We start from the raw sequence: 26,180 nt of genomic DNA, 5'->3' as shown, positions 1-26,180 counted from the left end.
AATTCCTCCCTAATTTTTATAAAACTCTCTGATAAGTTTAGTAGATTAGTATTAATTATAAATGCTAATTAATAAAGACGACCTAACGGTCGCCCATATTAGTTAGTATTTATAATTCCCAGTTTCATTAAAGCTTGCTTCGCTGCGTGTTGTTCAGCTTCTTTTTTACTTTTCCCCAGTCCATTACCTAAAGAATCCCCATTCACTAAGACAATTATTTCAAACATTTTGTTATGGTCAGGACCATTCTCCGAAATAATTTCATAGATAATTTTGCTATCCGTTTTTTTCTGAACAACTTCCTGGAGTACAGTTTTATAATCTTTCACATACTCACCGCGTTCAACCAACTTTAAATCGGCATTAAGTTGCCTTAAAACAAAATTAGAAACACTAAGAAAACCACTATCTAAGTAGATAGCACCAATTACAGCCTCGAAAGCATCCGCTAAAATGGAAGCACGTTCACGACCACCAGAACCAGCTTCGCCCTTCCCGAGAAACAAGTATTCTCCAATACCAAGCTCGGCAGCGCAGCGAGCCAAAGTGGGCTCACATACGATTACCGCTCGGGCTTTTGTTAATTCACCCTCTGGAAGGTTCTTTAATTGGCGGAATAGATATTCACTAACAATCAAATCTAATACAGCATCACCTAGAAACTCTAGTCGCTCGTTATGAGAAATAACTGTTTTTTTTGATTCATTTGCATAAGAAGTATGGGTAAGAGCTTGGTGCAATAAATTTACATCGGTAAATGGTACGCCCAATTGATCCGATAATTTGGCCAAAGAATCCATTCTTTTTTTTGTAAGCATCTCAATCATATCATATTACTTTTGGAATTTTTTTAATAAGATAGTTGCATTATGTCCACCAAACCCTAAGGAATTCGATAGTGCGACATTAACCACTTGCTTGCGAGATGTATGAGGAACATAATCTAGATCTAGTTCTTCATCAGGTTCATCACAATTAATAGTAGGAGGAATTTGGCCATTTTCTATGGTTAAGGCAGTAGCAATACACTCAATTCCGCCTGCTGCTCCAAGTAAATGTCCAGTCATAGACTTAATAGAACTAACGGCCAATTTATAGGCATGCTCACCAAATAATGATTTTATTGCTAATGTTTCATTCTTATCGTTTAGAGGAGTTGAAGTTCCATGAGCATTGATATAATCAACAGCTTCTGGTTCTATATCTCCATCCTTAAGAGCCATAGCCATACATTTAGCAGCTTGTGCTCCTTCAGGGGCTGGTGCGGTAATATGGTAAGCATCTGCATTAAAACCATAACCAATTATCTCTGCGTAAATATGTGCACCTCTTGCTAACGCATGTTCTAAAGACTCAAGGATTACTACGCCAGAACCCTCTCCCATAACAAAGCCATTGCGATCTTTATCAAAAGGACGTGAAGCTTTTTCTGGTTCATCGTTACGAGTAGACAAGGCTTTCATAGAACAAAAACCTGCTACAGCAATAGGGGAAATAGCTGCTTCCGTTCCGCCTGCAACCATAACATCTGCATCACCACGTTGGATCACTTTAAATGCATCACCAATTGCATTTGTACCTGTTGCACAAGCTGTAGTCACACAGTTACATGGACCTTGTAAGCCAAAAGTGATAGATGTTTGTCCGGCGGCCATGTTACCAATCATCATTGGTATAAAAAATGGACTAATACGGCTTGGCCCTTTATCAAACAAATTTTTGTATTGTTCATTCAAAGTATCCATTCCGCCAATACCAGTACCAATCATAGTACCAATTCGAGTAAGATCTTCTGATTGTAAGTCAATACCGGAATCATCAAAAGCCATTTTACTAGCAGCTACTGCAAACTGAGTAAATCTGTCCATACGTTTTGCTTCTTTTTTATCTATATATTGTGCTGGATCAAAATCTTTAACTTCCCCAGCAATCTGTGTAGTATATTCACTTGCGTCAAAACGAGTGATCTTACCAATTCCAGATTTACCTTCTAAAAGTGCTTGCCAAAATTTTTCCTTACCAATTCCAATAGGTGTAACTGCACCTAACCCTGTTATTACAACTCGTTTTTTCAAAAGGAATCACCTCACGTTAATTTATAACCTCGACCTCTGCAAGAAGTCTATTGAAAATTTCTTTAACAGGTAGTATTTCATCTATTTTATGAATGTACTCACCAGTAAATACTAATCCAGTTTCTACATCACCCTGTTGAGCGCGAATTAACGCTTTGATAATGCAAAAGTTTTTTGCACAATGTTTTAAACATGCATCACAACTTTCAGGAACAGGTGCAGTACTTCCAATAATTTTCTCAGCAAATGGATTTTTTATAGCACGACCAGGTAGTCCTACTGGACTATTAATTAAAACAATATCTTCATGCTTAGCCTTTAAATAAAATTCTTTTAAGGCAGGTGCAGCATTTGATTCCTCACTGGCTGCAAATCGAGTTCCCATTTGCACACCATCAGCACCGAGTCTTAGTGTATCAACAATATCCCTACCGTTAATAATACCACCAGCACCAATCACTGGAATTTTCACTGCATTCTTAATATCAGGAAGTAAAAAATGTAAGGGTTTATCAGTACCTAAATGTCCACCGGCTTCTTTACCTTCTACAATTACGGCAGAAGCTCCAAGTGATTCCGAAATTCTAGCTAATTTTGCAGAAGAAACAATTGGCACAATCGGTGTGCCCGATTCTTTCCCCAGACCAAACATATCACGAGAGAATCCAGCACCAGCAACTACTAAATCAATACCTTCTTCTATTGCTGTTTTTACGAGTCCAGCAAATTCCCTTGCTGCTACCATTGCATTGATTCCAATAATTCCAGTCGTAAGTGATCGCGCTAAGCGAATTTCTTTACGCAATTCATCAAAGCTCATACCGGAAGCAGCAATCAATCCAATACCACCAGCTTCACCTACGGCTGCTGCTAAACGAGCAGTGGAAATTCGGATTGCCATTCCACCTTGTATAATTGGCACTTTTGCCACTAAATTACCTATTTTCAGTTCTGGAAGTTTCAAGTTATAACTCCTCCATTCGCTAGGACATTGTCTTTTTAAGAAAGTCCCGCGAAAAATCATTATTTCACGGGACTTCTTCTTTTACTACAAAAAATTAACCTTGTTTTTCTTTCTCTATGTAGTCTACAGCGTCTTTTACAGCTTTAATTTTTTCAGCTATTTCATCAGGAATTTCAATGTTGAATTCCTCTTCAAATGCCATAATTAACTCAACGATATCAAGGGAGTCAGCACCCAAATCATCAATAAACGTAGAGTCCATAGTAACATCAGCTTCATCAACTCCAAGTTGTTCTACTGATATCTGTTTTACTTTGTCAAATGTTGTCACGATATTCACCTCCTTTCAAAAGGCGTTTGTTTACATTACCATACCACCATCGACATTCAAAGTTTGACCCGTAATATAGTTTGCCGAGTCAGAAGCTAAGAATACTACAGCAGCTGCAACATCTTCAGGATTGCCTAATCTTCCTACAGGTATTTTTTCCGTTAAACCTTCTTTTACTTGCTCAGATAAAACGGCAGTCATATCGGTGTTAATAAATCCTGGAGCAATTGCATTAACTGTAATTCCTCTAGATGCCAATTCTTTGGCCATAGATTTAGTGAATCCGATAACGCCTGCTTTAGCCGCTGCATAATTTGCTTGACCAGCATTTCCCATTAAACCTACAACAGAAGTCATGTTGATAATTTTGCCAGATTTTTGCTTCATCATAATACGAGAAACTATCTTAGTGCAAACGAAGACACCTTTTAAATTAATATTCATGACAGCATCCCAGTCGTCTTCCTTCATACGCATTAAAAGGTTATCACGAGTAATTCCCGCATTATTGACTAAAATATCAACTTTGCCGAAAGTATCGATCGTTTCTTTAATCATTGCATCTACAGCTTCCATATTGCCAACATCTGCCTGGCAAACAATAGCTTGACCACCAGCAGCCACAATTATATTCTTAACCTCTTCAGCTGCGGCTGTATTACCAGCATAGTTAATTACTACTTTAGCTCCGGATTTGGCTAATTGGATTGCTACAGAACGACCAATCCCTCTTGATGCGCCAGTAATAATTGCAACTTTACCATCTAAATGCATTTTAACGAACCTCCTTGAAATAATCAAGGGTTTTTTCTAAGCTACTACTATCTTCCACATTTAAATTGTCAATTTCTTTAGCAATCTTCTTTGTAAAAGATGATAGTACTTTACCTGGACCAACTTCTACAAAAGTAGTAGCACCAAAGTTTATAATTTCGGCAACACAATCTTCCCATTCTACAGGGTGATCCGCTTGTTTGACTAAAGAAACTTCAATTTCTTGTCTATTGGTAATTGCTTGGCCATTAATGTTAGCAACAACTGGTATGCTAGCATCATTGATCGTTATTTTACTCAATTCAACAGCTAATTTTTCAGCAGCAGGTTTCATTAACGTGCTATGGAATGGAGCACTAACTGGTAATATTACTGCGCGCTTAGCACCAGCTGCCTTAAGCATTTCGGTAGCTTTTTCAACTGCTAATGTTTTTCCTGCAATAACAATTTGACCAGGACAATTAAAATTTACAGCTTGTACAGAACCGAATTCTGCTTGCGCTTTCTCACAAATCTCAACAACCAATTGACGTTCACTACCTAATATAGCAGCCATACTGCCTTCACCTAGCGGCACTGCTTCTTGCATGAATAATCCACGCTTGCGGACTAGTTGGACAGCATCGCTAAAAGACAATGCACCAGCTGCTACCAAAGCTGAATATTCGCCTAGACTATGACCAGCTACAATGTTAGGGGTAAGACCATTTTCTTTTAATACTTGATATAGTGCAATACTAACAGTTAGTATTGCTGGTTGTGTATTAACGGTTTTTCGCAATTCATCTTCAGGACCATTAAAACACATATTAGTAATAGAAAAACCTAATGCTTCGTCTGCTGCATCAAATACTGCTTTGGCTACAGGAAAACGCTCATATAACTCTTTTCCCATACCTATAGACTGTGATCCTTGACCAGGAAAAACAAAAGCTATTTTTTTCATATAAATACCTTCCCTTTGCTATAGTTAAACGTTTTCAGATAAACCAGACACTATGTTTGGTATGCCTTTAACTATATCCTGAATAATATCTTCTACAGATTTAATGTCCGTAATCATGCCTGCAATCTGCCCTATCATGACAGAACCATAATCTACGTCACCTTCACGGGCTGCAATGCGAAGCTTCCCTGCACCCAACTGCTCCAGTTCTTCAGGAGATGAGCCGTTTTTTTCCATTGCGTGGTATTCACGAGTAAATTTATTGGTAAGTACCCGTACTGGATGTCCAGTGGCAATTCCAGTTACGATGGTTGATCGATCTTTTGCTTTTAAGATAGCATTTTTATAATTTGCATGAGCAATACACTCTAGTGATGCAACAAAACGTGTACCTATTTGCACACCTTGGGCCCCTAATGCCATTGCTGCAACTACACCACGACTGTCAGCAATTCCACCTGCGGCAATAACAGGTATTTCTACAGCATCAACAATTTGAGGTATTAAAGACATCGTACTAATTTCGCCAACATGACCACCGCTTTCCTGACCTTCAGCAATGATCGCATCAACGCCAGTTCGTTCTAATCGTTTGGCGAGTGCTACTGATGCTACTACAGGAATCACTTTACTGCCAATTTCCTTTAATGCGGGTATGTACTCGCCAGGATTGCCAGCACCTGTGGTAATGACAGGCACTCGTTCATCAATAACCACTTGCATTACTTCTTTTACAAATGGAGACATAAGCATGATATTAACACCAAAAACCTTATTGGTCAAAGCTTTTGTTTTTTGTATCTCTGAACGAAGAACATCTGGGGGCATATGGCCAGCTCCAATAATACCTAGACCACCTGCATTTGAAACAGCAGCTGCAAGTTCAGCTGTAGCTACCCAAGCCATACCACCCTGTAATATGGGATACTTTATATTCAATAATTGACAAAGTTTACTTTTAAACAACTGTTTTGTCCTCCTTGTACCATTTTATGACACAAGATGCCCACGTAAGTCCAGCACCAAAGCCGACAAATACGACTACATCATCATTCTTAAGCTTATTATCCTGCAATGCCTCATTTAAAGCAATAGGAATAGAGGCAGCAGAAGTATTTCCATACTTATCAACATTTACTATTACTTTCTCCATTGGCAATTTTAAACGTTTTGCAGCAGATTGAATAATTCGTATGTTCGCTTGATGAGGAATTAAACAATCTACATCAGCAGAAGACAATCCAGAATTATCTAAGGCTTTTACTGCAGATTCCCCCATGACTTTAACTGCAAACTTAAAGACATCATTACCACTCATTTGCAGATAATGTAGTCGCTGGCTAACGCTTTCACTTGTTGCTGGTACTCGTGAACCACCACCTGGTATTTTCAAAAATTCTCCACCTGAACCATCGGCACCAAGATCAATACCTAAAATACCATACCCTGCTGGCACTTCACCTAAAACAACGGCGCCAGCACCATCACCAAATAACACACAAGTATTACGGTCGTTCCAATCAAGAATTGTAGAAAGAGTTTCTGCCCCAATAACCAGAATCTTATTATATAGCCCAGTCTGAATAAATTGACTACCAGTCACTAGACCATATGCGAAACCAGAGCATCCTGCAGATAAATCAAATGCAGCTGCTTTACTAGCCTTGATTTTATCTTGCACTAGACATGCAGTAGAGGGAAATAGCATATCAGGAGTAGCTGTAGCAACAATAATTAAATCAATTTCATCTGCGGACACCCCAGCATCTAATAATGCCCTTTCAGCAGCATAAGCTGCTAAGTCAGATGTAGCAACACCTGGTGCAACGATATGGCGTTCTTTTATCCCTGTCCGACTAACAATCCATTCATCGGATGTTTCTACTATGCTCTCTAAATCCTTGTTAGTTAGTGTTTTTTCGGGAACGTAGCTACCAACACCAATAATACCTACACCTTTATTCTTCACTTGCACTAGTAACAACTCCTTCCTGTGCAATATTTTCGCCGATATGTTCAACAACTTTGTTTTGTGTAAATTCATTAGCGACGCGGATGGCATTTTTAATAGCTTTTGCTTTAGAACTGCCGTGACAAATAATAAAACATCCATTAACTCCTAAGAGCGGTGCTCCACCATATTCCGCATAATCAAGTTTCTGTTTTAAGTTTTTTAATGCAGGTAAAATCATTAACGATGCTAATTTGGTTAAAATACCGCTATTTTTAATAGTCTCTTTTATCAATTGCATGATAACACTGCTTAGACCTTCGCCGAATTTTAACACTACATTACCGACAAAACCATCACAAACTACAACATCAACGGTACCCTTCGGAATATCTCGGCCTTCCACATTGCCAATAAAGTTTACGGTTTGTAATTGTTTTAGCAAGGGATAGGTAGCCAAGGCTTGCTCATTTCCCTTTGTCTCTTCTTCACCTATATTTAACAAACCCACACGAGGAGTTTTTATATCCAAAATATATTGTGCATAAATAGATCCCATAATTGCACTTTGTACTAAATGTTTTGGCTTACCATCTACGTTTGCACCAGAATCTAATAAAACAGTCGTTCCAGTGAGATTAGGAATTGGAGTAGCAATCGTTGGACGCTCAACGCCTGGAATACGACCAAGACCAAATAAAGCAGCAGCTACAGCGGCACCAGTACTGCCTGCAGATACAACGGCATTACAAAGCCCTTCTTTTACTAAACGTGTAGCCACAACAATGGAGGCATCTTTTTTCTTACGAACAGCTGCTCCTGGGTGTTCATGCATTTCAATTGTTTCGCTGGCATGATGAATGCTAATTCTCTGCTTATCCCAATTATTTACTTTGTCCAATACTTCTTGGATTTTAGTTTGATCTCCAACCAAAACAATTTCACATTGATACTCGTTAGCAGCTTGTATTGCTCCTAATACGATTTCTTCTGGTGCATAATCGCTACCCATGGCATCAACGGCAACTTTCATTAACGGTCTTCCTTTCATGGTTCTAATGATACCATAATAAATTTAGCGCGAAACACTTCTTGTTTTTCGTTTCTAGTTTTAACCCAAATGAAGGATTTATTTCCTCTTTTTCGTATTACTTCAGCTTTAGCGATTAATTTTTCACCCACGTGAATAGGCATTTTATACTTAACATTTGCTACACCAGTCAATGCTGTTGGAGCATCTATAACGGCAAGGGCTAAAGAATTTGCTTGTGAGAAAACATAATGCCCACGAGCAATTTGTGTTTTTTCAAAAACCATTTCAGGTGTAATATGTAAGATTGAAATTCCTTGCTTATCTAATTCTAAATCGATCAACTCACCAATCATTTCACTACTGGCAATTGCTTTCAATTTATCTTGCGCATTTTCGGCCATTTGCTTTGTGCGTTCCCGTAACTCGGGTATTCCTAATTCTAAACGATCTAAACGTAATGTTTGAATACTCACGTTTAGTAATACTGCTAACTCTCCATCAGTAAGAAAAGGATTAGATTCTATTTTTTCTTTGAGCATTTCTTGTCGTAGTTTCTTATGAATTCGCGCCATCATATCACCTAGTTTTGTTTTCATTACGATGAATTTAGTAGCTACTACTATAATCAGTTACTATTATAATCAGTTACTATTAAAAAAGCAAGAAAAAACAGTGAGCAAGAAAAAAGTTCAATTAACTCTTATCTTGCTCACTAAGTAAGATCTTATTCTGCTTTTGCTTTTATAACTACCTTACCATTGTAATGACCACATTCAGGACATACTCTATGAGGCATTTTCAATTCGTGACATTGTGGACATGCTACAAAGCCAGGAACGATTAATTTCCAATTTGCACGACGTTTATCACGACGGGCTTTGGACATTTTACGCTTAGGTACTGCCATTTATTACACACCTCCTTAACAGGGTTTCAAGATGGCTATTGAAAAAATCAAACCATTTTACTATCAATACTTGATTCATAATTTCACTTTAAAAGCTGTTGCAATACTGCAAGCCTTGGATCAATTAGCTTGTCCTGACAATTACATTGAGTAGTATTAAGATTAATACCACAGTGAGGACATAATCCACGGCAATTATTACTACATACGATCTTCAAAGGCTCAGCTAAGATCATACTTTCACGAATTAAATCAGTAATGTCAATTTCATCACCAGTATAATAAGCTAAATCATCTTCACTATCAGCTGGTTCATCACTATTTTCCTGAAAATTATCGGAGAAAGGAATTTCCATATCAATAGTGAAATCCTCTAAACAACAACTACATTGATGTTTAGCAGTGGCAGAAATAATACCTTTAACAGCTATTACTCGCCCATTATTTATCAATTCGCCTTCAACTTTTATAATACTATCCATCCAGGGGGTCTCACCCTCGATAGCTATTTTTTCAGCAGAAGTGATAAACTCAAATGTTTGCCGGTTACCAATTGTTTTTTTAGCTTGTAAGACATTAATTATCATCATTTTCCACCTCGACCTTCATTAATTATAGCTACCCCTCTATATTTTGTCAACAAGAAAAGGCTTGGTTTACACCAAGTCTTTAAAGTAATACGAAATATAGTTAAAACTATTTAGTGCAGATAGTTTTAGTATCTCTAGCAATTACTAATTCTTCGTTAGTTGGGATGACAAATAATTTAACTTTGGAGCCATCTACGCTAAATTCTCTTTCCTTCCCACGGATATTATTTTTCTCTTTATCTACTTTTGTACCTAAATATTCCAAACCAGATGAAATATGTTCACGCATTTCAATGGAATTTTCACCGACTCCAGCAGTAAATACAATAGCGTCTACACCATTCATTGCAGCAGCATAACTACCAACAAATTTAACAACTTCATATGTAAACATATCTAATGCTAACTGAGCACGGTCATTTCCGCTTTCAGCAGCCTTTTCAATATCTCTAAAATCGCTGGAAATTCCAGAAACTCCTAAAACACCGGATTTTTTGTTAATGTAGTTATCAATTTGATCCATAGTCATATTTTCTTTTTTCATTAGAAAAGGAATAATAGCTGGGTCAATATTACCACAACGAGTACCCATAAGTAATCCTTCTAGTGGTGTGAATCCCATGCTGGTATCAATACATTTACCATTCTTTATCGCGGCAACGCTGGAACCATTACCTAAATGACAAGTGATAATTTTTAGATCATTAAAGTCTTTTCCCATTAAATCAGCAACTCGTTGAGATACATATTTATGGGAAGTCCCGTGGAAGCCATAACGTCTAATACCATACTTTTCATAAGCTTCATAAGGCAATCCATACATGAAAGCATGTTTTGGCATAGTTTGATGGAAGGCAGTATCAAAGACGATTACCTGTGGTACATTTGGCATTAACTCGCTGCATGCATTAATACCAGAGATGCTAGGCGGATTATGAAGTGGTGCCATGTCATTGCATTCTTCAATTGCTTTGATTACATCTTCATTTATAAGTACGGAATCTGAGAACTTTTCACCGCCATGAATACCACGATGACCAATCGCATCAATTTCATTCATGTTGGAAATAACACCATAATTAGCATCAGTTAATGCTTCTAACACTAAACTAATACCGATAACGTGATTTGTAATGTTAGCATTGATAACTTTTTTTTCTTTTCCGGTAGGTTGATGAGTCAAAATAGACCCCTCTAGGCCAATACGTTCCACCAAACCCTTTGCCAATACTAGCTCGTTATCCATCTCAAATAACTGATATTTGATAGAAGAGCTTCCGCAATTTACTACTAAAACTTTCATATTAAGATCCTCCTCGTATTTTTCTCTTCTTATTTTTCTCTATACGACTGTACAGCTATTTACTTTTCGACATAGTACTACTTTTTCCTTTTTATTTTGGATAAAGTTATTTAAAAAAATAATATACTTGTAGTATTGGCAGGATTTTAAAATAAATTACTGAAACAATTACCAATAAGTTACTTTGATATTATTCTTAGGTAAAATTTAATCAGTATATTGGGTAAAATAATGTAGAGAACAAATTTATAAAAATGGAGTGACCTTAAAAAAGATGCAAGCAGTTGGCGTTATTGTTGAATATAATCCTTTTCATAATGGTCATAAATGGCATATAAATGCCGCTAAAAAGATATCAGGTTGTCCCTTTGTTATAGGCGTTATGAGTGGTAACTTTGTACAAAGAGGCGAACCAGCAATTTTTGATAAATGGACAAGAGCGGAAATGGCAATTCGTGGTGGCGTTGATCTTATTATTGAGTTGCCTACTGTTTTTACAGTGCGTAGTGCCCAGTATTTTGCAGCTGGAGGTGTGCGCCTTTTACAATCACTAGGGCTTGTCAGTCATATTTGTTTTGGAGCGGAGCATGCCGATCTAACTTTGCTAAAAACAATTGCCATGGCAACGAATGATTTTGTAACCGTTAATGATATGCATGTAAACCTGAAAGCAGGAAACACTTACGCGGCTGCTCTCGGACAGGCTTTAGAAAAACAGCATTCTATTTCTCCTGAAATTATAACCTCTTCTAACAATATTTTAGCGGTAGAATACCTCCGTGCTATCGAAAAATTCGCACCAAATCTCGTTCCTATTGCAGTAACTAGACAACAATCAAAATACAATGATACCAGTATTACTACACCTTTTGCTAGTGCCACTGCCATTCGGCAAGTGCTAACCGATTGTATGAATATTACAGACGAATTAAAAATGGCTGTCCCTGCAACTACGTTACAAATTCTTTATAATATCTTGGAAGAAGGACGTGGTCCAGTAACTTTATCTGATTTGGCTATTATTATATTAGCTAACTTGAGGACAACTAGTTTAAAACGGTTAGAACAATTGCCTAGCGTATCAGAAGGGCTACATTACAAAATCCGTGATTGTTCGCTTTTAGCAGGAGATATTAAACATTTATTTTCTATGCTGAAAAGTAAACGCTATACCTATACAAGATTGCAACGTATTATTATTCATGCTTTGTTAGGAACTACAAAAAACCAATTACAAGATTTTGACGAACAAGGTCCACTCTATGCCCGTATATTGGCATTTAATCAAAATGGACGTTTATTATTAAAGGAACTAAATCAATCTAGTTCTATTCCTCTTATAACCAAAACCACACATTATCTGAGCAGCAAACAACGTGATACTGAACCTCTTACTTCACTCCAACAAATGCTATCTGTTGATACTATATCTAGTGATATGTATGCATTAGGAATGCCCTCTTCTAGTTGGAAGGTAGGTGCATGGGATTTTCGTTATCCAGCTCGTTATATTCCACTATAGGTTCATTCAATAAACGTTTGATATCTAAGAGCATACTCTCTGCTGCTTGTTCCCCTAAAAGAACGCTTTCGTCCATATTATCAAAAGAACTTGGTTGTATATGGGCAATATCTGGTCGTATCAGTATATCCCAATTGTGTTGTCGGTATTTAAATAATTCTCGCTCCATAATATCAAATGATTGCATAATAACATCAAATATTGTTGTAATATTACAAACCATTCCTGCATGGGATAGGTCAACTGCAATTACAATATTAGCCCCCATTTTTCTCACTACATCAATTGGTGTCGGATTTAATACCGCCCCATCAACTAATAACATATCTGCTACACTAAAAGGTACAAAGAATCCGGGGACAGAAATACTCGCTCTTACGGCTATCGCTACATTTCCTTCAGTAAAAATGATTTCTTTGCCTTGTTTTATTTCTGTCGCTACGATAGCTAATGGTATTTTTAATTCTGAAAAGCTTTTTCCTTTAGTTAGTAAGTGTATAATCTCTAATACCTTATCGCCGGAAATTACCCCCATCTTAGAAATCATAAAATCTAACCAATTCCGAGGTTTTAAATGTTTAGCTAATCGCAATATTGTTTCTGGGGTCTGGCCGGAACAATATAAAGCGCCAATTAAACTACCAATGCTACAACCTGCAATATAATCAATTGGGATATTTTCCCTCTCCAATACCTTGAGTACGCCAACATGTGCTAACCCCCTTAAACCACCTGATCCTAAAACTATACCAACTTTGGGTCTAATAAGATCACCCCCTAAAATATACAAAGTATTAATAGTATGTGTAAGAACTACACCTAGAGTAACAATAATATTCATCTATTATTTTATTAATTCTATATTTTATATAGTTATATTACGCTCTATCTCCCAATATATATTAGAGACTGCCTTATAGGAGAGGAGATATTATATGAGAATTTTCGGCAGAGGTAAACGTTATCACTCCCGGCTACTAGCATATTTTATGGCATTTAGTGCAGTATTTATTACTATTTCTATGGTTAACTATCCTAAAGATGCATTTGATTCAGCTATTATGGGCCTTAATTTATGGTGGAATGTAGTTTTTCCTTCTTTGTTGCCTTTTTTTATTTTGTCAGAAATTCTCATGGGATTAGGCGTAGTTCATTTTATCGGCGTCTTGCTGGAACCATTAATGAGGCCCATTTTTAATGTTCCGGGAATAGGAGCATTTGCCTTATCAATGGGATTAGCTTCAGGATATCCTATGGATGCTGTAATAACATGTAAGTTCCGCAAGAATAAACTATGTACTGGTGTTGAAGCGGAAAGATTGCTGTCCTTTACAAATACGGCAGACCCCCTCTTTATGTTTGGTGCTGTTGCTGTTGGGATGTTTGGTATGCCAGAATTAGGTGTAATTATCGCATTGGCTCATTACCTATCAAGTTTTCTTGTAGGTATTATCTTTCGTTTCCATGGTCGTGGTCGAGATAATTATAAGAATGAGACACAAGTGGCAACAGGAAACATTATACTCAGGGCATTCCGTGCTTTATATGCTGCGAAACAAGAGGATAAACGATCTATAGCGGAATTGCTTGGTGATTCTGTAAAGAATTCTATGAATACAATTTTACTTATTGGTGGGTTTATTATTCTGTTCTCTGTATTTCTACAAATTTTATCGGCTATTGGAGTAACGGCTCTTTTAAGTAACGCTTTTGCAGTGCTTTTGGGGATAATTGGATTTACTACAAATCTAGCACCAGCTTTAGTTAGTGGATTATTCGAAATTGATTTAGGTACGTTAGCAGCGAGTCAGGCTGATGGACCGCTAATTGAAAAAGTAGTAGTGGCAAGTGCAATCATTGCTTGGAGTGGCCTTTCTGTTCACGGCCAAGTGGCTAGTATCGTTATAGAATCGGGTATAAGAATGGTGCCATATATGGTGGCTAGAATTCTTCATGCCTTACTCGCTTCGATACTTACAATCATATTAATGGTATCGCCCTTTAGTAGCATAACTCAATTATTTACTGTTCCTGTAATGCTTATCCCGACTAGCTCGGCTATAGCTGTTTCCTTCTTAACAAGAATAGAGCAAGTTAGTTATCAAATATTAATATTATTAAGTATTATGATTGCTCTATCTATCGCCATACATATTGTCAAAGAGTTATGCCAATATGTAAGTAAAGATCTCGGGTTTATTAAACACATTGGGCATAAACATAAGCCATAATAGCATCTACTAATAAACAAATTTTTATGAGTTTTGATCATAAAAAAATAAGGAGCATATGCTCCTTATTTTTTTCTTGACTGATGAAGTTCATTATGACCTTGGCGAACTACTTCTAATGCTTTTTCTAGGTTTCCTGAAAGATGTTTAAATACATCGTCCGCATAAGCAATCGCATCATTTTCTAAATCACAGGCTTGTTTTTGTGCTTGAGTAACAATTTCAGCGCTATAATCTTGAGCTTGTTTTGTAATCACATTTTCATCTGTTAATTTAATAGTATAGCTTTTCGCTTTCTCGATAATATTATGTGCTTCCTTTTGGGCTTCCTCTAAAATTCGTTGTTTTTCTTGCATAATTTTACTAGCCTCAGAAATAGTACCAGGCAATGCTTCCCTTAATTCATCAAGTAGCCTTGCTACATCATCCTCTTCTAGCACTCGTTTATTTGTAAATGGTACGCGTGCAGCATCAATCAATAAACTTTCTAATTCATCTAAGATTCCTTCAATAGTCATAAATACCTCTCCCCATTTGGTATTACTTAACTATATATTTCGTATTAAACTTATGCTTACAATTACGCAAGATTTAATACGTTTATATAATTATTTTTTCTTTATGCGCTTACTAATTCTATGTTCTACGCCTTCAGGCACCAATCCTGCGATACTTCCACCAAAATTAGCTAATTCTTTTATTCCACTTGAACTTATAAAGGAATACTCACTACTAGTCATAATAAAGACTGTTTCTAGCGTAGGGTCAATTTTTTTTATTAATAACGCACGCTGAAACTCATATTCAAAGTCACTTAGTGCACGTAAACCCCTAACAATTATATTGGAACTTTGCTGATGGGCATATTCATTAAGCAAGCCAGAAAAGGAGTCAATACGTATATTTGGAATGTGTTTAGTCGTTAATGTTAATAGTTCCACCCTTTCAGCCATATCAAAAAGGGGTTGCTTATTCGGATTATGAAATACTGCAACAATTAATACGTCAAATAGTTTGCTGGCTCGTTCGAAAATATCAATGTGACCATTTGTAACTGGATCAAAACTTCCGGGACAAATTGCTATTCGCACTATGTAACCTCCTGCTAATTGGTATTATATAGTAAAAAGCTAACCAATGTTTCCCCATATCGTTCAACACGCCTAAGTTGTAAGTTATTCCAATCATCTGTTATTGTTTCATGTTTAGAATGTTCTATCACGAGAATACCTTTCGGCTTTAGCAGGGAATGATTTTCAATCCTGTCTAATACAATTTGAACCAGTCCTTGATTATATGGTGGGTCACAAAATATTAAATCAAAAGAACGGCAATTTTGTACAAATTTATCTAAAGCTCTTATTACATCATTTTTGTAGATCTCAGTATGGGCATTTAGTTTCGTACGCTCCGCATTCGCTTTGATGATATCTATACTTTCCGTGCTGTTGTCAATAAATACTGCTGTAGTTGCTCCGCGACTTAATGCTTCTAATCCTAGATTCCCAGTTCCAGCAAAAATATCTAAGACATGAGCATCAATAACAATATCGCCTAGAATATTAAAAACTGATTCTTTAACTCTATCGGCAGTTGGTCTCGTTGCTAGGCCGCGTGGTGCTTTTAATTGTGTACCTTTGGCACTTCCTGTAATTATTCTCATACCAATCCCCTGTAATAACATGTTTTATTTTAACATATTTTTATAGTATACTACATATTTTTTATGATACAAACATTATATTACTTTTTCTATAAGTTATATAATATCATGTTTTTTGTATGATTAGCAAAAGATATGATATTATTATTTCTATAATACTATAAAGGGGTGCCTTATGTCTAAAGGTATAATAAAATTATCTTTGCTATCAATAATTATTTGTGCTGTGGTTGGTATAAGTTTGTATATGTCTTATGGGAAAATGTATCACGCGGCACCAACTACAATAACCACAAATACAAACTACTGGTTAACTGTAATTTTGCTTCCTCTAGATAGTCGTCCTCCTTGTACGCAATTTGTTGAACAATTAGCTCACATGGCTGGTATCAAACTATTGATCCCAGAACCAGAATTACTGGATAACTACAAAAGCCTGGCAAATAAGCAAGAACTCCGAATTTGGCTAACTCAAGTAAGTAAACAAGCTGATGCGGCAATTATTTCAACAGATATGCTTATTCATGGAGGCCTATTAGCATCACGTCTTTCCAGTGGTACAACTGATGATACAAAAGAAGTATTACATTTACTTACAAGGGTCCATCAGGAAAATCCTCAATTGAAAATGTATGTTTTTAGTATTATTCCTCGCTTATTGATTGCAGATAATAAGGAAAATATTATTTTTCAAAAAGATATGCTAAAATATTCTGTACTAAAGGATCAAGTTTATACATTTGAAAATGCGGAAGATATAAAAAAAATACGTTCAGTAGAGAAGCAAATACCAGATACTATCATAAATCGATATACAGCTATGTATGAAAATAATTCTAAGCTAAATAAAACACTAATGGATATGGTAGAAAGTGGAGTACTCGCTGGTTTAGTCGTTGGACAAGACGATGGACAACCTTTTGGAATTCCGAACATAAATAAACAGCAATTACAGTACCAATTGCTGCAAACGCCTTTATCAGCAAACAAAGTATTTATTACTCGCGGTACAGATGAGGTAGCATTAACTTTATTAGGGCATATTGTAATGGAGTTTTCTAATGAACATCCAAAGGTTTTTGTTACATATTCTACTGCTGATGCAGGTCAAATAACAATGCCTTTTATGCCTCATACAGTAGCTAAAACAGTACAGGAGAAATTAAAAATTGCTGGTGCAATAGAAGTTCAGAACACTGCCGAAGCAGATTTTGTTTTGTATGTGCATATTGGTAATCAGAATACCAAATCCGATCTTATTCCAGCAGCTAAGGAAGTTAAAAAGCTCCTAGATCAAGGATACAAGGTGGCTTTAGTCGATTTAACAGAGAATTTCAATATCTCAGAAACGCTGCTACCTACATTAATAAAACAGGATGTTGCTATTCCTAAACTTATTGCTTATGCAGGTTGGAATACTACAAGTAACTCAATTGGAACTGCTGTTACACAAGCCTGTATTTTTTCTAAAGCAGTAAGTAAGCCGACTTCTCTGTCTAATACAATGGGCCTTTACAAAGAAAATTTAGAATTTTTGACGGCACGTTTTTTAGATGATCTGTATTATCAAAAAGAAATTAATCCATATATTAATAAAGAACTACAACGATTACATATTGATCCTTATAATTTAGGAACTGCATATTACCAAACCAATTATAAAATTCAAAGAATGATGATTAGTAAAGGTGTTCATTTATTCCGAGAAGGATTATTCAATAAACCTATTACAATTAATAGTACCCAAGGAACACAAGAAATTATCATAACGGATTTAGAGTTACAAACTTATTTACCTTGGCAACGTACATTTGAAATATGGGCACAGCCAACCTTGTCATTAGCATATATAGCACCTTAGAATAAAAAAGGAAGAAAACCATCAACTTAAACGGATGGTTTTCTTCCTTTTTCCCCTCAAATGTAGGCTCACATATGTACGCGTTTAAATAATTCTTCGTGCTCCAAGATACCTTGATTGGTAATAAGGCTTAGACAAATCGGTTATTGTCACTTTTCCTGCGGCAGAACTCGCGTGAATAAATTGACCATTCCCAATATAAATTCCAACGTGGGATGGACCCGGCTCATATGTACTAAAAAAAACGATATCCCCAGTTTGTAAATCCGATTGATTGATAGCCAAACCAATTTCAAATTGTTCATCTGCCATACGAGGTATAAGAATCCCAAATTCGTTAAAAATATAATATATAAATCCTGAACAATCAAATCCACTAGGAGAGGAACCAGCCCAAACATAGGGAATATCATAAAACCTTTTTGCAAAGATTCCTATATCTATAGCCTGTTTTCTTAAATTTTGACCTCGACTGCTAACATCTCCATACTTAAATTGATGTAATGCAATAGAAGTTTGCTCACCCACTATCCCATCAGCAGGAAGATTACAAGCACGTTGGAATTTGATAACAGCACTCCAAGTATTTGCATCAAAAATTTCATTGATTTCGCCAAAATAAAACCCAAATTCTTTAAGCTTGGATTGGAGTATATGCACGGAATTACCTGACATACCTTGTGATAGTATCAAAGATTCTGCTTGGGTAGTACTTGGTAGAATAAAAAAGATACTACTGCAAATAATAAAAAGTATCATTAATTTGATTGTTTTCAAACTATCATTCTCCTATAATTTGTCTTGACATAATTATACTGAATCGGTATAATTAATTCTCGTTGGGATAAAAATTGATGTTTAGACGATTAGTCATTAATCTTAGGGGCATAGCCAAGTTGGTAAGGCACGGGACTTTGACTCCCGCATCCGTTGGTTCGAGTCCAGCTGCCCCTGCCATTATAGCATAAAATCACTAATTTAGAAAAAATTGTATACATATTATAAATAGCATTCAGTATTTTACTGGGTGCTATTTTTATTAGGCAGCTCTTCTTTAATAATGATTAGCTTCTTTTGCGCGTCGCAATGTCAACCCATACTGCTAACAAAAGGATTAACCCTTTAATTACATATTGAAAGGTAATGTCCAAGTTCATCAAACTCATGCCATTATCAAGGCTAGCCATAACTAATGCTCCTATGATAGCACCAAGTATAGTTCCTTCACCACCTAATGTACTGGTACCACCGATTACCGCTGCAGCAATCGCATCAAGCTCAAATAAATTCCCCGCAGCTGTAGTGGCAGCATTAAGTCGTGCTGTAAATACGATGCCGGCAACAGCGGTTAACACTCCCATAATAACAAAAATCATTAAGTTTGTTTTATTAATATTGATTCCAGATAACCTAGCTGCCTCTTTATTACCACCGATTGCATATACATGTCTACCAAATGTTGTTTTCTCTGCAATAAAGCTAAATAAAGCGACAATACCTATAAGCAATATGATTGCATAGGGGATGCCTCTATATCCAACCATAATAGAAAGTACTAAACCCATGGCCAAGGAAATGAGTACTATTCTAGTAATTTGTAATGGCATAGGTAATACCTGAAAACCATATCTAATACGCACCTGTCTTCTCCTAAACTCAAAAAGAATGAACAATAAGATTAGCCCAACGCTTATAAATGCACTCGTATCATTAAGTGAAAGATCTTGAAAAAACAATTTAGGCACATAACCTTGGCCGATTGCTTTGAAATCAGTATTCATCGGACCGATGGAGGCTCCGCTAGTAACACCGATAATTGCCCCCTTAAAAGCCATCATACTAGCTAGAGTTACTATAAAAGCGGGAACTCCTCTATACGCAATCCAGTATCCCTGCCATAAACCTATTAGTAAACCTATTAATAGTGTAATCAATATTGCTGGTACAGTATCTACATTCATTTTTACCATTAATACGGCTGCAACAGCTCCAAGAAAGCCAGCAATCGACCCAACGGATAAATCAATATGGCCTGCTACCATGACCAATACCATGCCCGAAGCTAGAATTGCTATTGTACAAGATTGCAAAAAAAGATTAGATAGATTTCTTGAAGTAATAAAAATACCATCTGTCAATATTGTAAATATCAGCCATATCGTTAACAAAGCAATGCCCATTGTATATTGTCTGATGTTGTTTTTAATAGATCCTACTAAAATTTCTTTAAACGAATTTGTGCGTTGGATATTATTAGTACGAGCGTCTACCTTACTTGTTTCTCCCATAATTAGATTCCTCCAGTTGCGTAAAATATTATCTTTTCTTGTGTTGCTTCTTCCCGCAATAATTCACCGCGAATTTTTCCTTCATGCATAATAATGATTCTATCGCTCATACCCAAAATTTCAGGTAACTCTGAAGAGATCATAATAATACTTACACCTTGTTTGACCAAACTATTCATAATATTATATATTTCGAATTTTGCACCAACATCTATCCCCCTAGTGGGTTCATCTAATATTAGCACCTTAGGCCCAGCCATCAACCATTTTCCCAAGACAATTTTTTGCTGATTTCCACCGCTAAGATTTCCGACCTTTTGTTCTATCGAAGGAGTTTTAACATGTAACTCATCTACATATTTTTCACTCATTCTAATTTCTTCATTATCATTAAGAATATTGAAATTAGAAATCTTATCCAAACTGGATAGGGAAATATTTTTTTTGACATCCATCATTAATACAAGGCCATACTGCTTTCTGTCTTCTGACAGATAACATATGCCATTTTTTATAGCCTCTTTTGCATTATTTATAGTAACCTTTTTCCCGTCGATTTTAATTATTCCGGAGTTTTTACTTCCATAACATCCAAAAATGCTCATAGCAAGTTCTGTTCTACCTGCTCCCATTAATCCCGAAATGCCTACAATTTCCCCTTTATGCGCTTTAAAGTTGACGTTATTAATAATAATTTTCTCAGAAATCTCTGGACTATGTACCATCCAATTTTCAACCTCTATAACTACTTCGCCTGGAGTATGCTGTTGATAGGGAAAACGTTGGGTCAATTCTCGTCCAACCATCCGTGAGATGATTTTATTTTCATTCATGTCTTTCGCATATTCGGTACAAATAGTTTTTCCATCTCTTAGAACGGTGATCGTATCAGCAATTTTTAGCACCTCATTGAGCTTGTGGGAAATATAGATACAAGTTACCCCTTTTTCCTTTAATTCAACGAGGATATTTAAAAGATTTTCAGATTCTGTTTCTGTAAGTGCTGCTGTTGGTTCATCTAAAATTAAAATATCGGCTTGTTTTGATATGGCTTTAGCAATTTCGACTAATTGTTGTTGACCAATCCCTAAATTTAAAACTTTAGTGGAAGGATTGATATCCAACCGAACTTCTTGTAGAATTTTTTCTGTTTCGTGAAAGGACTTATCCCAGTCAATAAATCCATTATTTTTAAATTCATTACCTAAAAAGATATTTTCACATATATTCATCTGTTTTACCAAGGCGAGTTCTTGATAAATAATAGCAATCCCTTTTTTTTCGCTATCTTTAATCTTGCTGAACTCCTGCACCATACCTTGCAATACGATATCTCCACTATATGTGCCATAAGGATATACTCCACTCAACACTTTCATTAAAGTAGACTTACCTGCACCATTTTCTCCTACAAGAGCGTGGATTTCTCCTTTCTTTACCCGAAATGTAACGTTATCTAGCGCTTTGACGCCAGGAAACTCTTTTGTTATATTTATCATTTCAAGAATGTACTCACTCATTTATATACCACCTTAATGATTTTAGAGGAACAGTTAAATCTCCCTGTTCCTCTAAAATCAATTTAGTTATTTATACTATTTTTTATATACATCTTCTTTCTTTAAATATCCACTATCGATTAATACTTTATCTAAGTTTGTTTTATCAACAACTACCGATTCTACAAGAATGGAAGGGACATCTAATTTAACGTTATTAACCTTACCATTAGCACCTGGATTTTCACCTTTTGCCATCTTTAGCGCTGCTGCGATAGCAGCTTTTCCAAGTTCTCTAGTATCTTTAAAGACTGTCATCGATTGAGTTCCTTCAAGAATTCTTCTAGCTGCAGCTAATTCAGAGTCCTGCCCAGTGACAGGAATCTTTCCAGCTAAGCCTTGAGCGGCCATTGCTTGTATAGCTCCACCTGCTGTTCCGTCATTAGGAGCGAGAACTGCTTGAATATCATTTTTCTGAGCAGTTAGCACATTTTCCATGTGTTTCATAGCTTCATCTGGTTTCCAATCTTTCACGGCTTGTTCTAATACAATTTTAACATCACCTTTATCAGCTAAAGGTTTAATATACTTCATCGCACCTTCCTTAAATAGTTTGGCATTATTATCAGCAGGGTCTCCAGAAAGAACGACATAATTGCCTTTGCCGACTTTCTCGGTTATATATTTACCTTGAATTTCGCCGACTTTAAAATTATCAAAAGATACATAAAGATCAACGTCGGAATCCAAAATTAATCGATCATAAGAGATAACTTTTACACCAGCAGCATGAGCTTTTTCGACGATAGCAGCCGCTGCTTTGCTATCATGAGGACCTACAATCAAAATTTTAACACCTTTGGTAATTAGATTTTCACATTGAGAAACTTGTTTTGCTGAGTCATTATCAGAAACTTGCACCTCTAGATCAACACCTATTTTTTTTGCTTCAGCTTCCATAGTTTCCTTATCTCTTACCCATCGTTCCTCTCTCTGAGTTGGTAGGGATAGACCAATTTTAAATTTCTCTACTTTCTGTTCCGATGTTGCTGCTGGGGCTTTTTGGCTGCAGCCTGCTAGCAGTGACATCATCATAGTCAATGCCATTAGGGTTGCCAAAAATTTAACCACTTTTTTCATTTAAAAGAATCCCCCTTTATGTTTTCAGTTTACCAATACATACTATTAACTAAATATTTGTAAAATTCCTTTAATTTAGAAATGTTTTTTTCTGTCAAATAGCGACATGAGATTATTTGAATTAATAGAAATAACAGGCCTTATAAAGGCCTGTTACTAAAAAATCAATGTTCTTCAATTTTCTCTTTCTTACTAGAAGCAATTATCATCTCTGCAATACGTGGAGGCACTTCCTCATAATGAGAGAAGTTTAAGTCAAAAAATCCGCGTCCTTGTGTAATAGAACGTAAATCGATAGCATACCTAAACATTTCAGACATAGGAACTTGAGCTTTTATAATGCCAACCCCTTGATTGGCAGGTTCCATTCCTTGTATTCGGCCCCGCTTGCCGTTCAAGTCAGCAATTACATCTCCCATAAAAGAGTCTGGTACATTTATACTCACATTGCAAATTGGTTCTAATAATGCTGGTTTTGCTTGTAATGCTCCTTTACGTAAGGCCATAATACTGGCAATTTTGAAGGCCATTTCTGAAGAATCAACATTATGATATGAGCCATCATAGAGTGTTACTTTTACATCTACCATTGGAAAACCGCCTAAAACACCGCCTGTTAGGGCTTCTCGCACGCCTTTTTCAACAGCAGGGATATATTGACGTGGCACGGAACCACCAAAAATTGAATCAACAAATTCAAAATTATTACCTAGGGGCAGCGGATCTAATTGCAACCACACGTGACCGTACTGTCCATGACCGCCACTTTGCTTTTTGTGTTTCCCTTCTACTTTAACCGTCCCACGAATTGTTTCACGATATGGTACTTTAGGATTTGATATAATTACATCTACACCAAATTTACGTTTCATTCGTTCCGCCATAATATCTGTATGCAATTCCCCCATACCACTAATTAACAATTGCTTTGTTTCTGTATTCTTTATGACTTTAAAGGTTTGATCTTCATCCATAAGACGATTTAGTGCATTTCCGATTTTATCTTCATCACCCTTATTTTTAGCTTCAATACACATTGTAAACATAGGCTTAGGATACGATATTGATTCAAAAATAATAGGTTTTTCTTTCTCGCATAGAGAGTCACCTGTTACTGTTTCCTGTAATTTAGCTACAACAGCAATGTCACCTGCATGTATAACAGGTAACGCTTCTTGGTGCTTGCCACGTAGGGTAAAAAGATTCCCAATTCTCTCCATTTTTTCTTTCGATGAATTGTAGATTACACTGTCAGGCTTCATCATCCCTGATAGTACTCTGATATAACTGAGACGTCCAACAAAAGGATCTGCAGTAGTTTTAAATACAATTCCAGAAAATGCATCTACTGTTTTCCGCTCTAAAATTTCTTTAGAAACTGGATGCATTCCTAAGACTTTGCTTGTTGCTGGGGAGGCTAAATAGTCGACTATCGTATTCATTACTTGTTGAACACCGATATTTTTATAAGCTGAACCACACATAACAGGAAAAATTACTGATTGGTTAATGCCTTTATATAAGCCAACCTTTATTTCATCTTCAGATAGTTCATCACCTTCTAAGTATTTGGTCAAGAGATCATCATCTGATTCGGCTGCGACTTCAATTAATTTTTGCCTAAATTCGAAAGCTTTCTCTTGCAAATTATCAGGGATATCAGCTTCTACTATTTGTGTATTTTGTTTATTTGAGGGGATAAAAGCTCTCATTTTTACTAAATCGACAATGCCGTTAAAGCTGTCCTCAGCACCAATTGGAAGCTGAATAGGCAAGACCATAGGACCAAATTTATCTTTCATTTCTTGAATGACGCTATAAAAATCAGCGTTTTCCCGATCCATCTTGTTAATAAAGGCAATTCGTGGTAAATGCAATTCATTTGCATAATTCCATGTTTTTTCCGTTTCTACCTCAACACCCGATGCTGCACATAACACAACTAATGCACTGTCAACAGCTCTTAAAGCACCCTTTACTTCACCAATAAAATCAGCATATCCGGGAGTATCAATAAAATTGATTTTATGCTCTCGCCATTCACATGGGGCTAACGCTGCGCTAATTGTTACTTTTCGTTTAATTTCTTCTGGCTCAAAATCTGTCATTGTCGTTCCATCGTCCACACGACCTATACGGGTTGTTGCTCCTGAATTAAATAATAAGGATTCCGCGAGACTTGTCTTACCAGCACCACCATGGGCTACAATCCCCACATTTCTAAGTTTATCACTTCTGTATTCCTTCAATTTAATTCCCCCTATATTAATTTAGTCATTCTCCTACACTAATTAATATAACTTATTTTTACAATTCTCTGCCAATACTGAACTTTCCTTCTTTTCAATTTATTTATCCTTAAAAATTAATAACCGCCCATAATAGGCGGTTATCATTACTCAATTCAAGAGCTTTTGCAAAACAATTGCATGATTTTACGCAGTGGCTTAGGTATTGCCATAACATAAATTTTTAAAGGTTTCACCGCGTTCTCCCCCTTATTACTTAACATGATACACAGTTTATACATTTATAGTGTATGCTGTTATAGTAGTAATGGTGTATTATACTTTCTTGCGATGCTAATCTTGAGCAAGCTCCAAACGAGCAAGCATAAAACACAGATCAGATAATCGATTTAACAGGACTAACACTTTTTCACTAACTATTTCTTGCTTAGATAGGCGAATAACTTGTCGTTCCCCTCTTCTAGCAGTTGTTCTTGCCAAATCCAAAGCAGCAGCACCTGCGTTACCACCTGGTATTATAAATTCATTTAAAGGAGGTAATTGAGCATCAATTGTATCAATAAATTGTTCCAATTGTTTCACATGTTCCTCGTTAATATAATGGGTACCAGCATTAATACTAGCTAACTCAGCCATTACCAGCATTAAGGTTTTCTGTACACTAAAGATAATATCCTTACTAGACGATTTACTGCATGAAACCCTAGCTAATCCTAATGCAGAGTTAATTTCATCAACTGTGCCATATGCTTCAACTCTAAGACTATCTTTATCAATACGTTCACCTGTTAATAAGCCTGTAGTTCCTTTATCGCCTGTTTTAGTATAAACTTTCATAAAAACCTCCTAGTTA

General features: G+C 36.3%; 26 protein-coding genes and 1 tRNA gene. 4 read left to right on the top strand and 23 right to left on the bottom strand.

Annotation, left to right across the window (positions count from 1 at the left end; genetic code table 11):
* Positions 1–98: 98 nt before the first annotated feature.
* The 13 genes from rnc to UFO1_RS10360 all read right to left on the bottom strand — a co-directional run bounded on the left by rnc (position 99) and on the right by UFO1_RS10360 (position 10,874).
* Positions 99–827 carry a ribonuclease III gene (gene rnc, locus UFO1_RS10420; protein WP_038670562.1) on the bottom strand — a complete coding sequence of 243 codons (729 nt, stop codon included), beginning with the start codon at positions 825–827 and terminating at the stop codon, positions 99–101.
* A gap of 6 nt (positions 828–833) precedes the next feature.
* Positions 834–2,075 carry a beta-ketoacyl-ACP synthase II gene (fabF, locus tag UFO1_RS10415; protein WP_038670561.1) on the bottom strand — a complete coding sequence of 414 codons (1,242 nt, stop codon included), beginning with the start codon at positions 2,073–2,075 and terminating at the stop codon, positions 834–836.
* 16 nt (positions 2,076–2,091) lie between these two features.
* Positions 2,092–3,039, bottom strand: a complete 948-nt coding sequence (locus tag UFO1_RS10410; protein ID WP_038670558.1) for a nitronate monooxygenase family protein — start codon at positions 3,037–3,039, stop codon at positions 2,092–2,094.
* Positions 3,040–3,133: 94 nt separating this feature from the next.
* Positions 3,134–3,370 carry an acyl carrier protein gene (locus tag UFO1_RS10405; RefSeq protein WP_038670556.1) on the bottom strand — a complete coding sequence of 79 codons (237 nt, stop codon included), beginning with the start codon at positions 3,368–3,370 and terminating at the stop codon, positions 3,134–3,136.
* Between the two features lie 30 nt (positions 3,371–3,400).
* Positions 3,401–4,144, bottom strand: a complete 744-nt coding sequence (gene fabG / locus UFO1_RS10400; protein WP_038670554.1) for a 3-oxoacyl-[acyl-carrier-protein] reductase — start codon at positions 4,142–4,144, stop codon at positions 3,401–3,403.
* Position 4,145: 1 nt separating this feature from the next.
* Complete coding sequence (gene fabD / locus UFO1_RS10395; RefSeq protein WP_038670552.1) at positions 4,146–5,090, bottom strand: ACP S-malonyltransferase; 945 nt, start codon at positions 5,088–5,090, stop codon at positions 4,146–4,148.
* 24 nt (positions 5,091–5,114) lie between these two features.
* A complete protein-coding gene (fabK, locus tag UFO1_RS10390; protein ID WP_038670550.1) occupies positions 5,115–6,056 on the bottom strand; it encodes an enoyl-[acyl-carrier-protein] reductase FabK in 942 nt (313 codons plus the stop codon).
* Entirely contained in the window at positions 6,049–7,065 is a 1,017-nt protein-coding gene (locus UFO1_RS10385) for a beta-ketoacyl-ACP synthase III (protein WP_038670548.1), read from the bottom strand. Before UFO1_RS10385 ends, fabK begins: the two co-directional genes overlap by 8 nt.
* Positions 7,049–8,074 (bottom strand): phosphate acyltransferase PlsX, encoded by a 1,026-nt coding sequence (plsX, locus tag UFO1_RS10380; protein ID WP_038670546.1) that lies wholly within the window; start codon positions 8,072–8,074, stop codon positions 7,049–7,051. Before plsX ends, UFO1_RS10385 begins: the two co-directional genes overlap by 17 nt.
* Before the next feature lie 14 nt (positions 8,075–8,088).
* Positions 8,089–8,649: a transcription factor FapR gene (fapR, locus tag UFO1_RS10375; RefSeq protein WP_038670544.1), complete on the bottom strand. Its 561-nt coding sequence runs from the start codon at positions 8,647–8,649 to the stop codon at positions 8,089–8,091.
* Positions 8,650–8,798: 149 nt separating this feature from the next.
* Entirely contained in the window at positions 8,799–8,981 is a 183-nt protein-coding gene (rpmF, locus tag UFO1_RS10370) for a 50S ribosomal protein L32 (RefSeq protein WP_038670542.1), read from the bottom strand.
* An 83-nt stretch (positions 8,982–9,064) separates the two neighbouring features.
* Positions 9,065–9,571, bottom strand: a complete 507-nt coding sequence (locus tag UFO1_RS10365) for a DUF177 domain-containing protein (RefSeq protein ID WP_236639375.1) — start codon at positions 9,569–9,571, stop codon at positions 9,065–9,067.
* A gap of 106 nt (positions 9,572–9,677) precedes the next feature.
* Positions 9,678–10,874: an acetate/propionate family kinase gene (locus UFO1_RS10360; protein ID WP_038670539.1), complete on the bottom strand. Its 1,197-nt coding sequence runs from the start codon at positions 10,872–10,874 to the stop codon at positions 9,678–9,680.
* Positions 10,875–11,148: 274 nt separating this feature from the next.
* Between UFO1_RS10360 and UFO1_RS10355 the strand changes: the two genes are divergently transcribed.
* Complete coding sequence (locus tag UFO1_RS10355) at positions 11,149–12,396, top strand: nucleotidyltransferase (RefSeq protein ID WP_038670537.1); 1,248 nt, start codon at positions 11,149–11,151, stop codon at positions 12,394–12,396.
* Here the strand turns inward: UFO1_RS10355 and UFO1_RS10350 are convergent.
* On the bottom strand, positions 12,338–13,162 hold the full coding sequence (locus UFO1_RS10350) for a patatin-like phospholipase family protein (protein WP_038675089.1): 825 nt from the start codon (positions 13,160–13,162) through the stop codon (positions 12,338–12,340). The genes UFO1_RS10355 and UFO1_RS10350 overlap by 59 nt on opposite strands.
* Before the next feature lie 169 nt (positions 13,163–13,331).
* Between UFO1_RS10350 and ylbJ the strand changes: the two genes are divergently transcribed.
* The gene (gene ylbJ, locus UFO1_RS10345) at positions 13,332–14,627 is read left to right on the top strand and encodes a sporulation integral membrane protein YlbJ (protein ID WP_051788891.1); all 1,296 of its coding nucleotides are present in this window, start codon (positions 13,332–13,334) and stop codon (positions 14,625–14,627) included.
* Between the two features lie 65 nt (positions 14,628–14,692).
* Here ylbJ and UFO1_RS10340 read toward each other — a convergent pair whose 3' ends face one another.
* The 3 genes from UFO1_RS10340 to rsmD form a co-directional block, all read right to left on the bottom strand.
* The gene (locus UFO1_RS10340) at positions 14,693–15,145 is read right to left on the bottom strand and encodes a hypothetical protein (protein ID WP_038670535.1); all 453 of its coding nucleotides are present in this window, start codon (positions 15,143–15,145) and stop codon (positions 14,693–14,695) included.
* 90 nt (positions 15,146–15,235) lie between these two features.
* Positions 15,236–15,718, bottom strand: a complete 483-nt coding sequence (gene coaD / locus UFO1_RS10335) for a pantetheine-phosphate adenylyltransferase (protein WP_038670533.1) — start codon at positions 15,716–15,718, stop codon at positions 15,236–15,238.
* Positions 15,719–15,732: 14 nt separating this feature from the next.
* Positions 15,733–16,290 (bottom strand): 16S rRNA (guanine(966)-N(2))-methyltransferase RsmD, encoded by a 558-nt coding sequence (gene rsmD / locus UFO1_RS10330; protein ID WP_038670531.1) that lies wholly within the window; start codon positions 16,288–16,290, stop codon positions 15,733–15,735.
* 175 nt (positions 16,291–16,465) lie between these two features.
* Between rsmD and UFO1_RS10325 the strand changes: the two genes are divergently transcribed.
* Positions 16,466–18,151 carry a DUF4127 family protein gene (locus UFO1_RS10325; RefSeq protein ID WP_051788890.1) on the top strand — a complete coding sequence of 562 codons (1,686 nt, stop codon included), beginning with the start codon at positions 16,466–16,468 and terminating at the stop codon, positions 18,149–18,151.
* Between the two features lie 84 nt (positions 18,152–18,235).
* Here UFO1_RS10325 and UFO1_RS10320 read toward each other — a convergent pair whose 3' ends face one another.
* Positions 18,236–18,928, bottom strand: coding sequence for an NlpC/P60 family protein (locus tag UFO1_RS10320; protein ID WP_236639373.1), 693 nt, complete (start codon positions 18,926–18,928; stop codon positions 18,236–18,238).
* A gap of 104 nt (positions 18,929–19,032) precedes the next feature.
* Here UFO1_RS10320 and UFO1_RS10315 point away from each other — a divergent pair.
* Positions 19,033–19,108, top strand: a tRNA-Gln gene (locus UFO1_RS10315).
* Between the two features lie 107 nt (positions 19,109–19,215).
* Here UFO1_RS10315 and UFO1_RS10310 read toward each other — a convergent pair.
* The 5 genes from UFO1_RS10310 to UFO1_RS10290 form a co-directional block, all read right to left on the bottom strand.
* Positions 19,216–20,439: a sugar ABC transporter permease gene (locus UFO1_RS10310; RefSeq protein WP_038670529.1), complete on the bottom strand. Its 1,224-nt coding sequence runs from the start codon at positions 20,437–20,439 to the stop codon at positions 19,216–19,218.
* Between the two features lie 2 nt (positions 20,440–20,441).
* Positions 20,442–21,959 carry a xylose ABC transporter ATP-binding protein gene (locus UFO1_RS10305; protein ID WP_038670528.1) on the bottom strand — a complete coding sequence of 506 codons (1,518 nt, stop codon included), beginning with the start codon at positions 21,957–21,959 and terminating at the stop codon, positions 20,442–20,444.
* Positions 21,960–22,034: 75 nt separating this feature from the next.
* Positions 22,035–23,078 (bottom strand): sugar ABC transporter substrate-binding protein, encoded by a 1,044-nt coding sequence (locus UFO1_RS10300; RefSeq protein ID WP_038670526.1) that lies wholly within the window; start codon positions 23,076–23,078, stop codon positions 22,035–22,037.
* A gap of 164 nt (positions 23,079–23,242) precedes the next feature.
* Positions 23,243–25,327, bottom strand: coding sequence for an elongation factor G (gene fusA, locus UFO1_RS10295; RefSeq protein WP_038670524.1), 2,085 nt, complete (start codon positions 25,325–25,327; stop codon positions 23,243–23,245).
* A gap of 333 nt (positions 25,328–25,660) precedes the next feature.
* Positions 25,661–26,164, bottom strand: coding sequence for a cob(I)yrinic acid a,c-diamide adenosyltransferase (locus UFO1_RS10290; protein WP_038670522.1), 504 nt, complete (start codon positions 26,162–26,164; stop codon positions 25,661–25,663).
* Between the last annotated feature and the right edge of the window lie 16 nt (positions 26,165–26,180).

It is taken from the genome of Pelosinus sp. UFO1 (assembly GCF_000725345.1).
GTDB lineage: Bacteria > Bacillota > Negativicutes > DSM-13327 > DSM-13327 > Pelosinus.
Note: the sequence above shows the minus strand (reverse complement) of the source record. Positions and strands in the feature narration are given on the sequence as shown.

What these genes read in the sequence shown, in the direction of transcription:
- UFO1_RS10300 (WP_038670526.1), bottom strand. Translation starts at nt 23,078, where the DNA reads ATGAAAAAAGTGGTTAAATTTTTGGCAACCCTAATGGCATTGACTATG.
- UFO1_RS10305 (WP_038670528.1), bottom strand. Translation starts at nt 21,959, where the DNA reads ATGAGTGAGTACATTCTTGAAATGATAAATATAACAAAAGAGTTTCCT.
- fabG (WP_038670554.1), bottom strand. Translation starts at nt 4,144, where the DNA reads ATGCATTTAGATGGTAAAGTTGCAATTATTACTGGCGCATCAAGAGGG.
- UFO1_RS10360 (WP_038670539.1), bottom strand. Translation starts at nt 10,874, where the DNA reads ATGAAAGTTTTAGTAGTAAATTGCGGAAGCTCTTCTATCAAATATCAG.
- UFO1_RS10290 (WP_038670522.1), bottom strand. Translation starts at nt 26,164, where the DNA reads ATGAAAGTTTATACTAAAACAGGCGATAAAGGAACTACAGGCTTATTA.
- UFO1_RS10325 (WP_051788890.1), top strand. Translation starts at nt 16,466, where the DNA reads ATGTCTAAAGGTATAATAAAATTATCTTTGCTATCAATAATTATTTGT.
- UFO1_RS10310 (WP_038670529.1), bottom strand. Translation starts at nt 20,439, where the DNA reads ATGGGAGAAACAAGTAAGGTAGACGCTCGTACTAATAATATCCAACGC.
- fapR (WP_038670544.1), bottom strand. Translation starts at nt 8,649, where the DNA reads ATGATGGCGCGAATTCATAAGAAACTACGACAAGAAATGCTCAAAGAA.
- UFO1_RS10365 (WP_236639375.1), bottom strand. Translation starts at nt 9,571, where the DNA reads ATGATGATAATTAATGTCTTACAAGCTAAAAAAACAATTGGTAACCGG.
- UFO1_RS10340 (WP_038670535.1), bottom strand. Translation starts at nt 15,145, where the DNA reads ATGACTATTGAAGGAATCTTAGATGAATTAGAAAGTTTATTGATTGAT.
- rnc (WP_038670562.1), bottom strand. Translation starts at nt 827, where the DNA reads ATGATTGAGATGCTTACAAAAAAAAGAATGGATTCTTTGGCCAAATTA.
- UFO1_RS10355 (WP_038670537.1), top strand. Translation starts at nt 11,149, where the DNA reads ATGCAAGCAGTTGGCGTTATTGTTGAATATAATCCTTTTCATAATGGT.
- rpmF (WP_038670542.1), bottom strand. Translation starts at nt 8,981, where the DNA reads ATGGCAGTACCTAAGCGTAAAATGTCCAAAGCCCGTCGTGATAAACGT.
- fabD (WP_038670552.1), bottom strand. Translation starts at nt 5,090, where the DNA reads ATGAAAAAAATAGCTTTTGTTTTTCCTGGTCAAGGATCACAGTCTATA.
- plsX (WP_038670546.1), bottom strand. Translation starts at nt 8,074, where the DNA reads ATGAAAGTTGCCGTTGATGCCATGGGTAGCGATTATGCACCAGAAGAA.
- rsmD (WP_038670531.1), bottom strand. Translation starts at nt 16,290, where the DNA reads ATGAGAATAATTACAGGAAGTGCCAAAGGTACACAATTAAAAGCACCA.
- ylbJ (WP_051788891.1), top strand. Translation starts at nt 13,332, where the DNA reads ATGAGAATTTTCGGCAGAGGTAAACGTTATCACTCCCGGCTACTAGCA.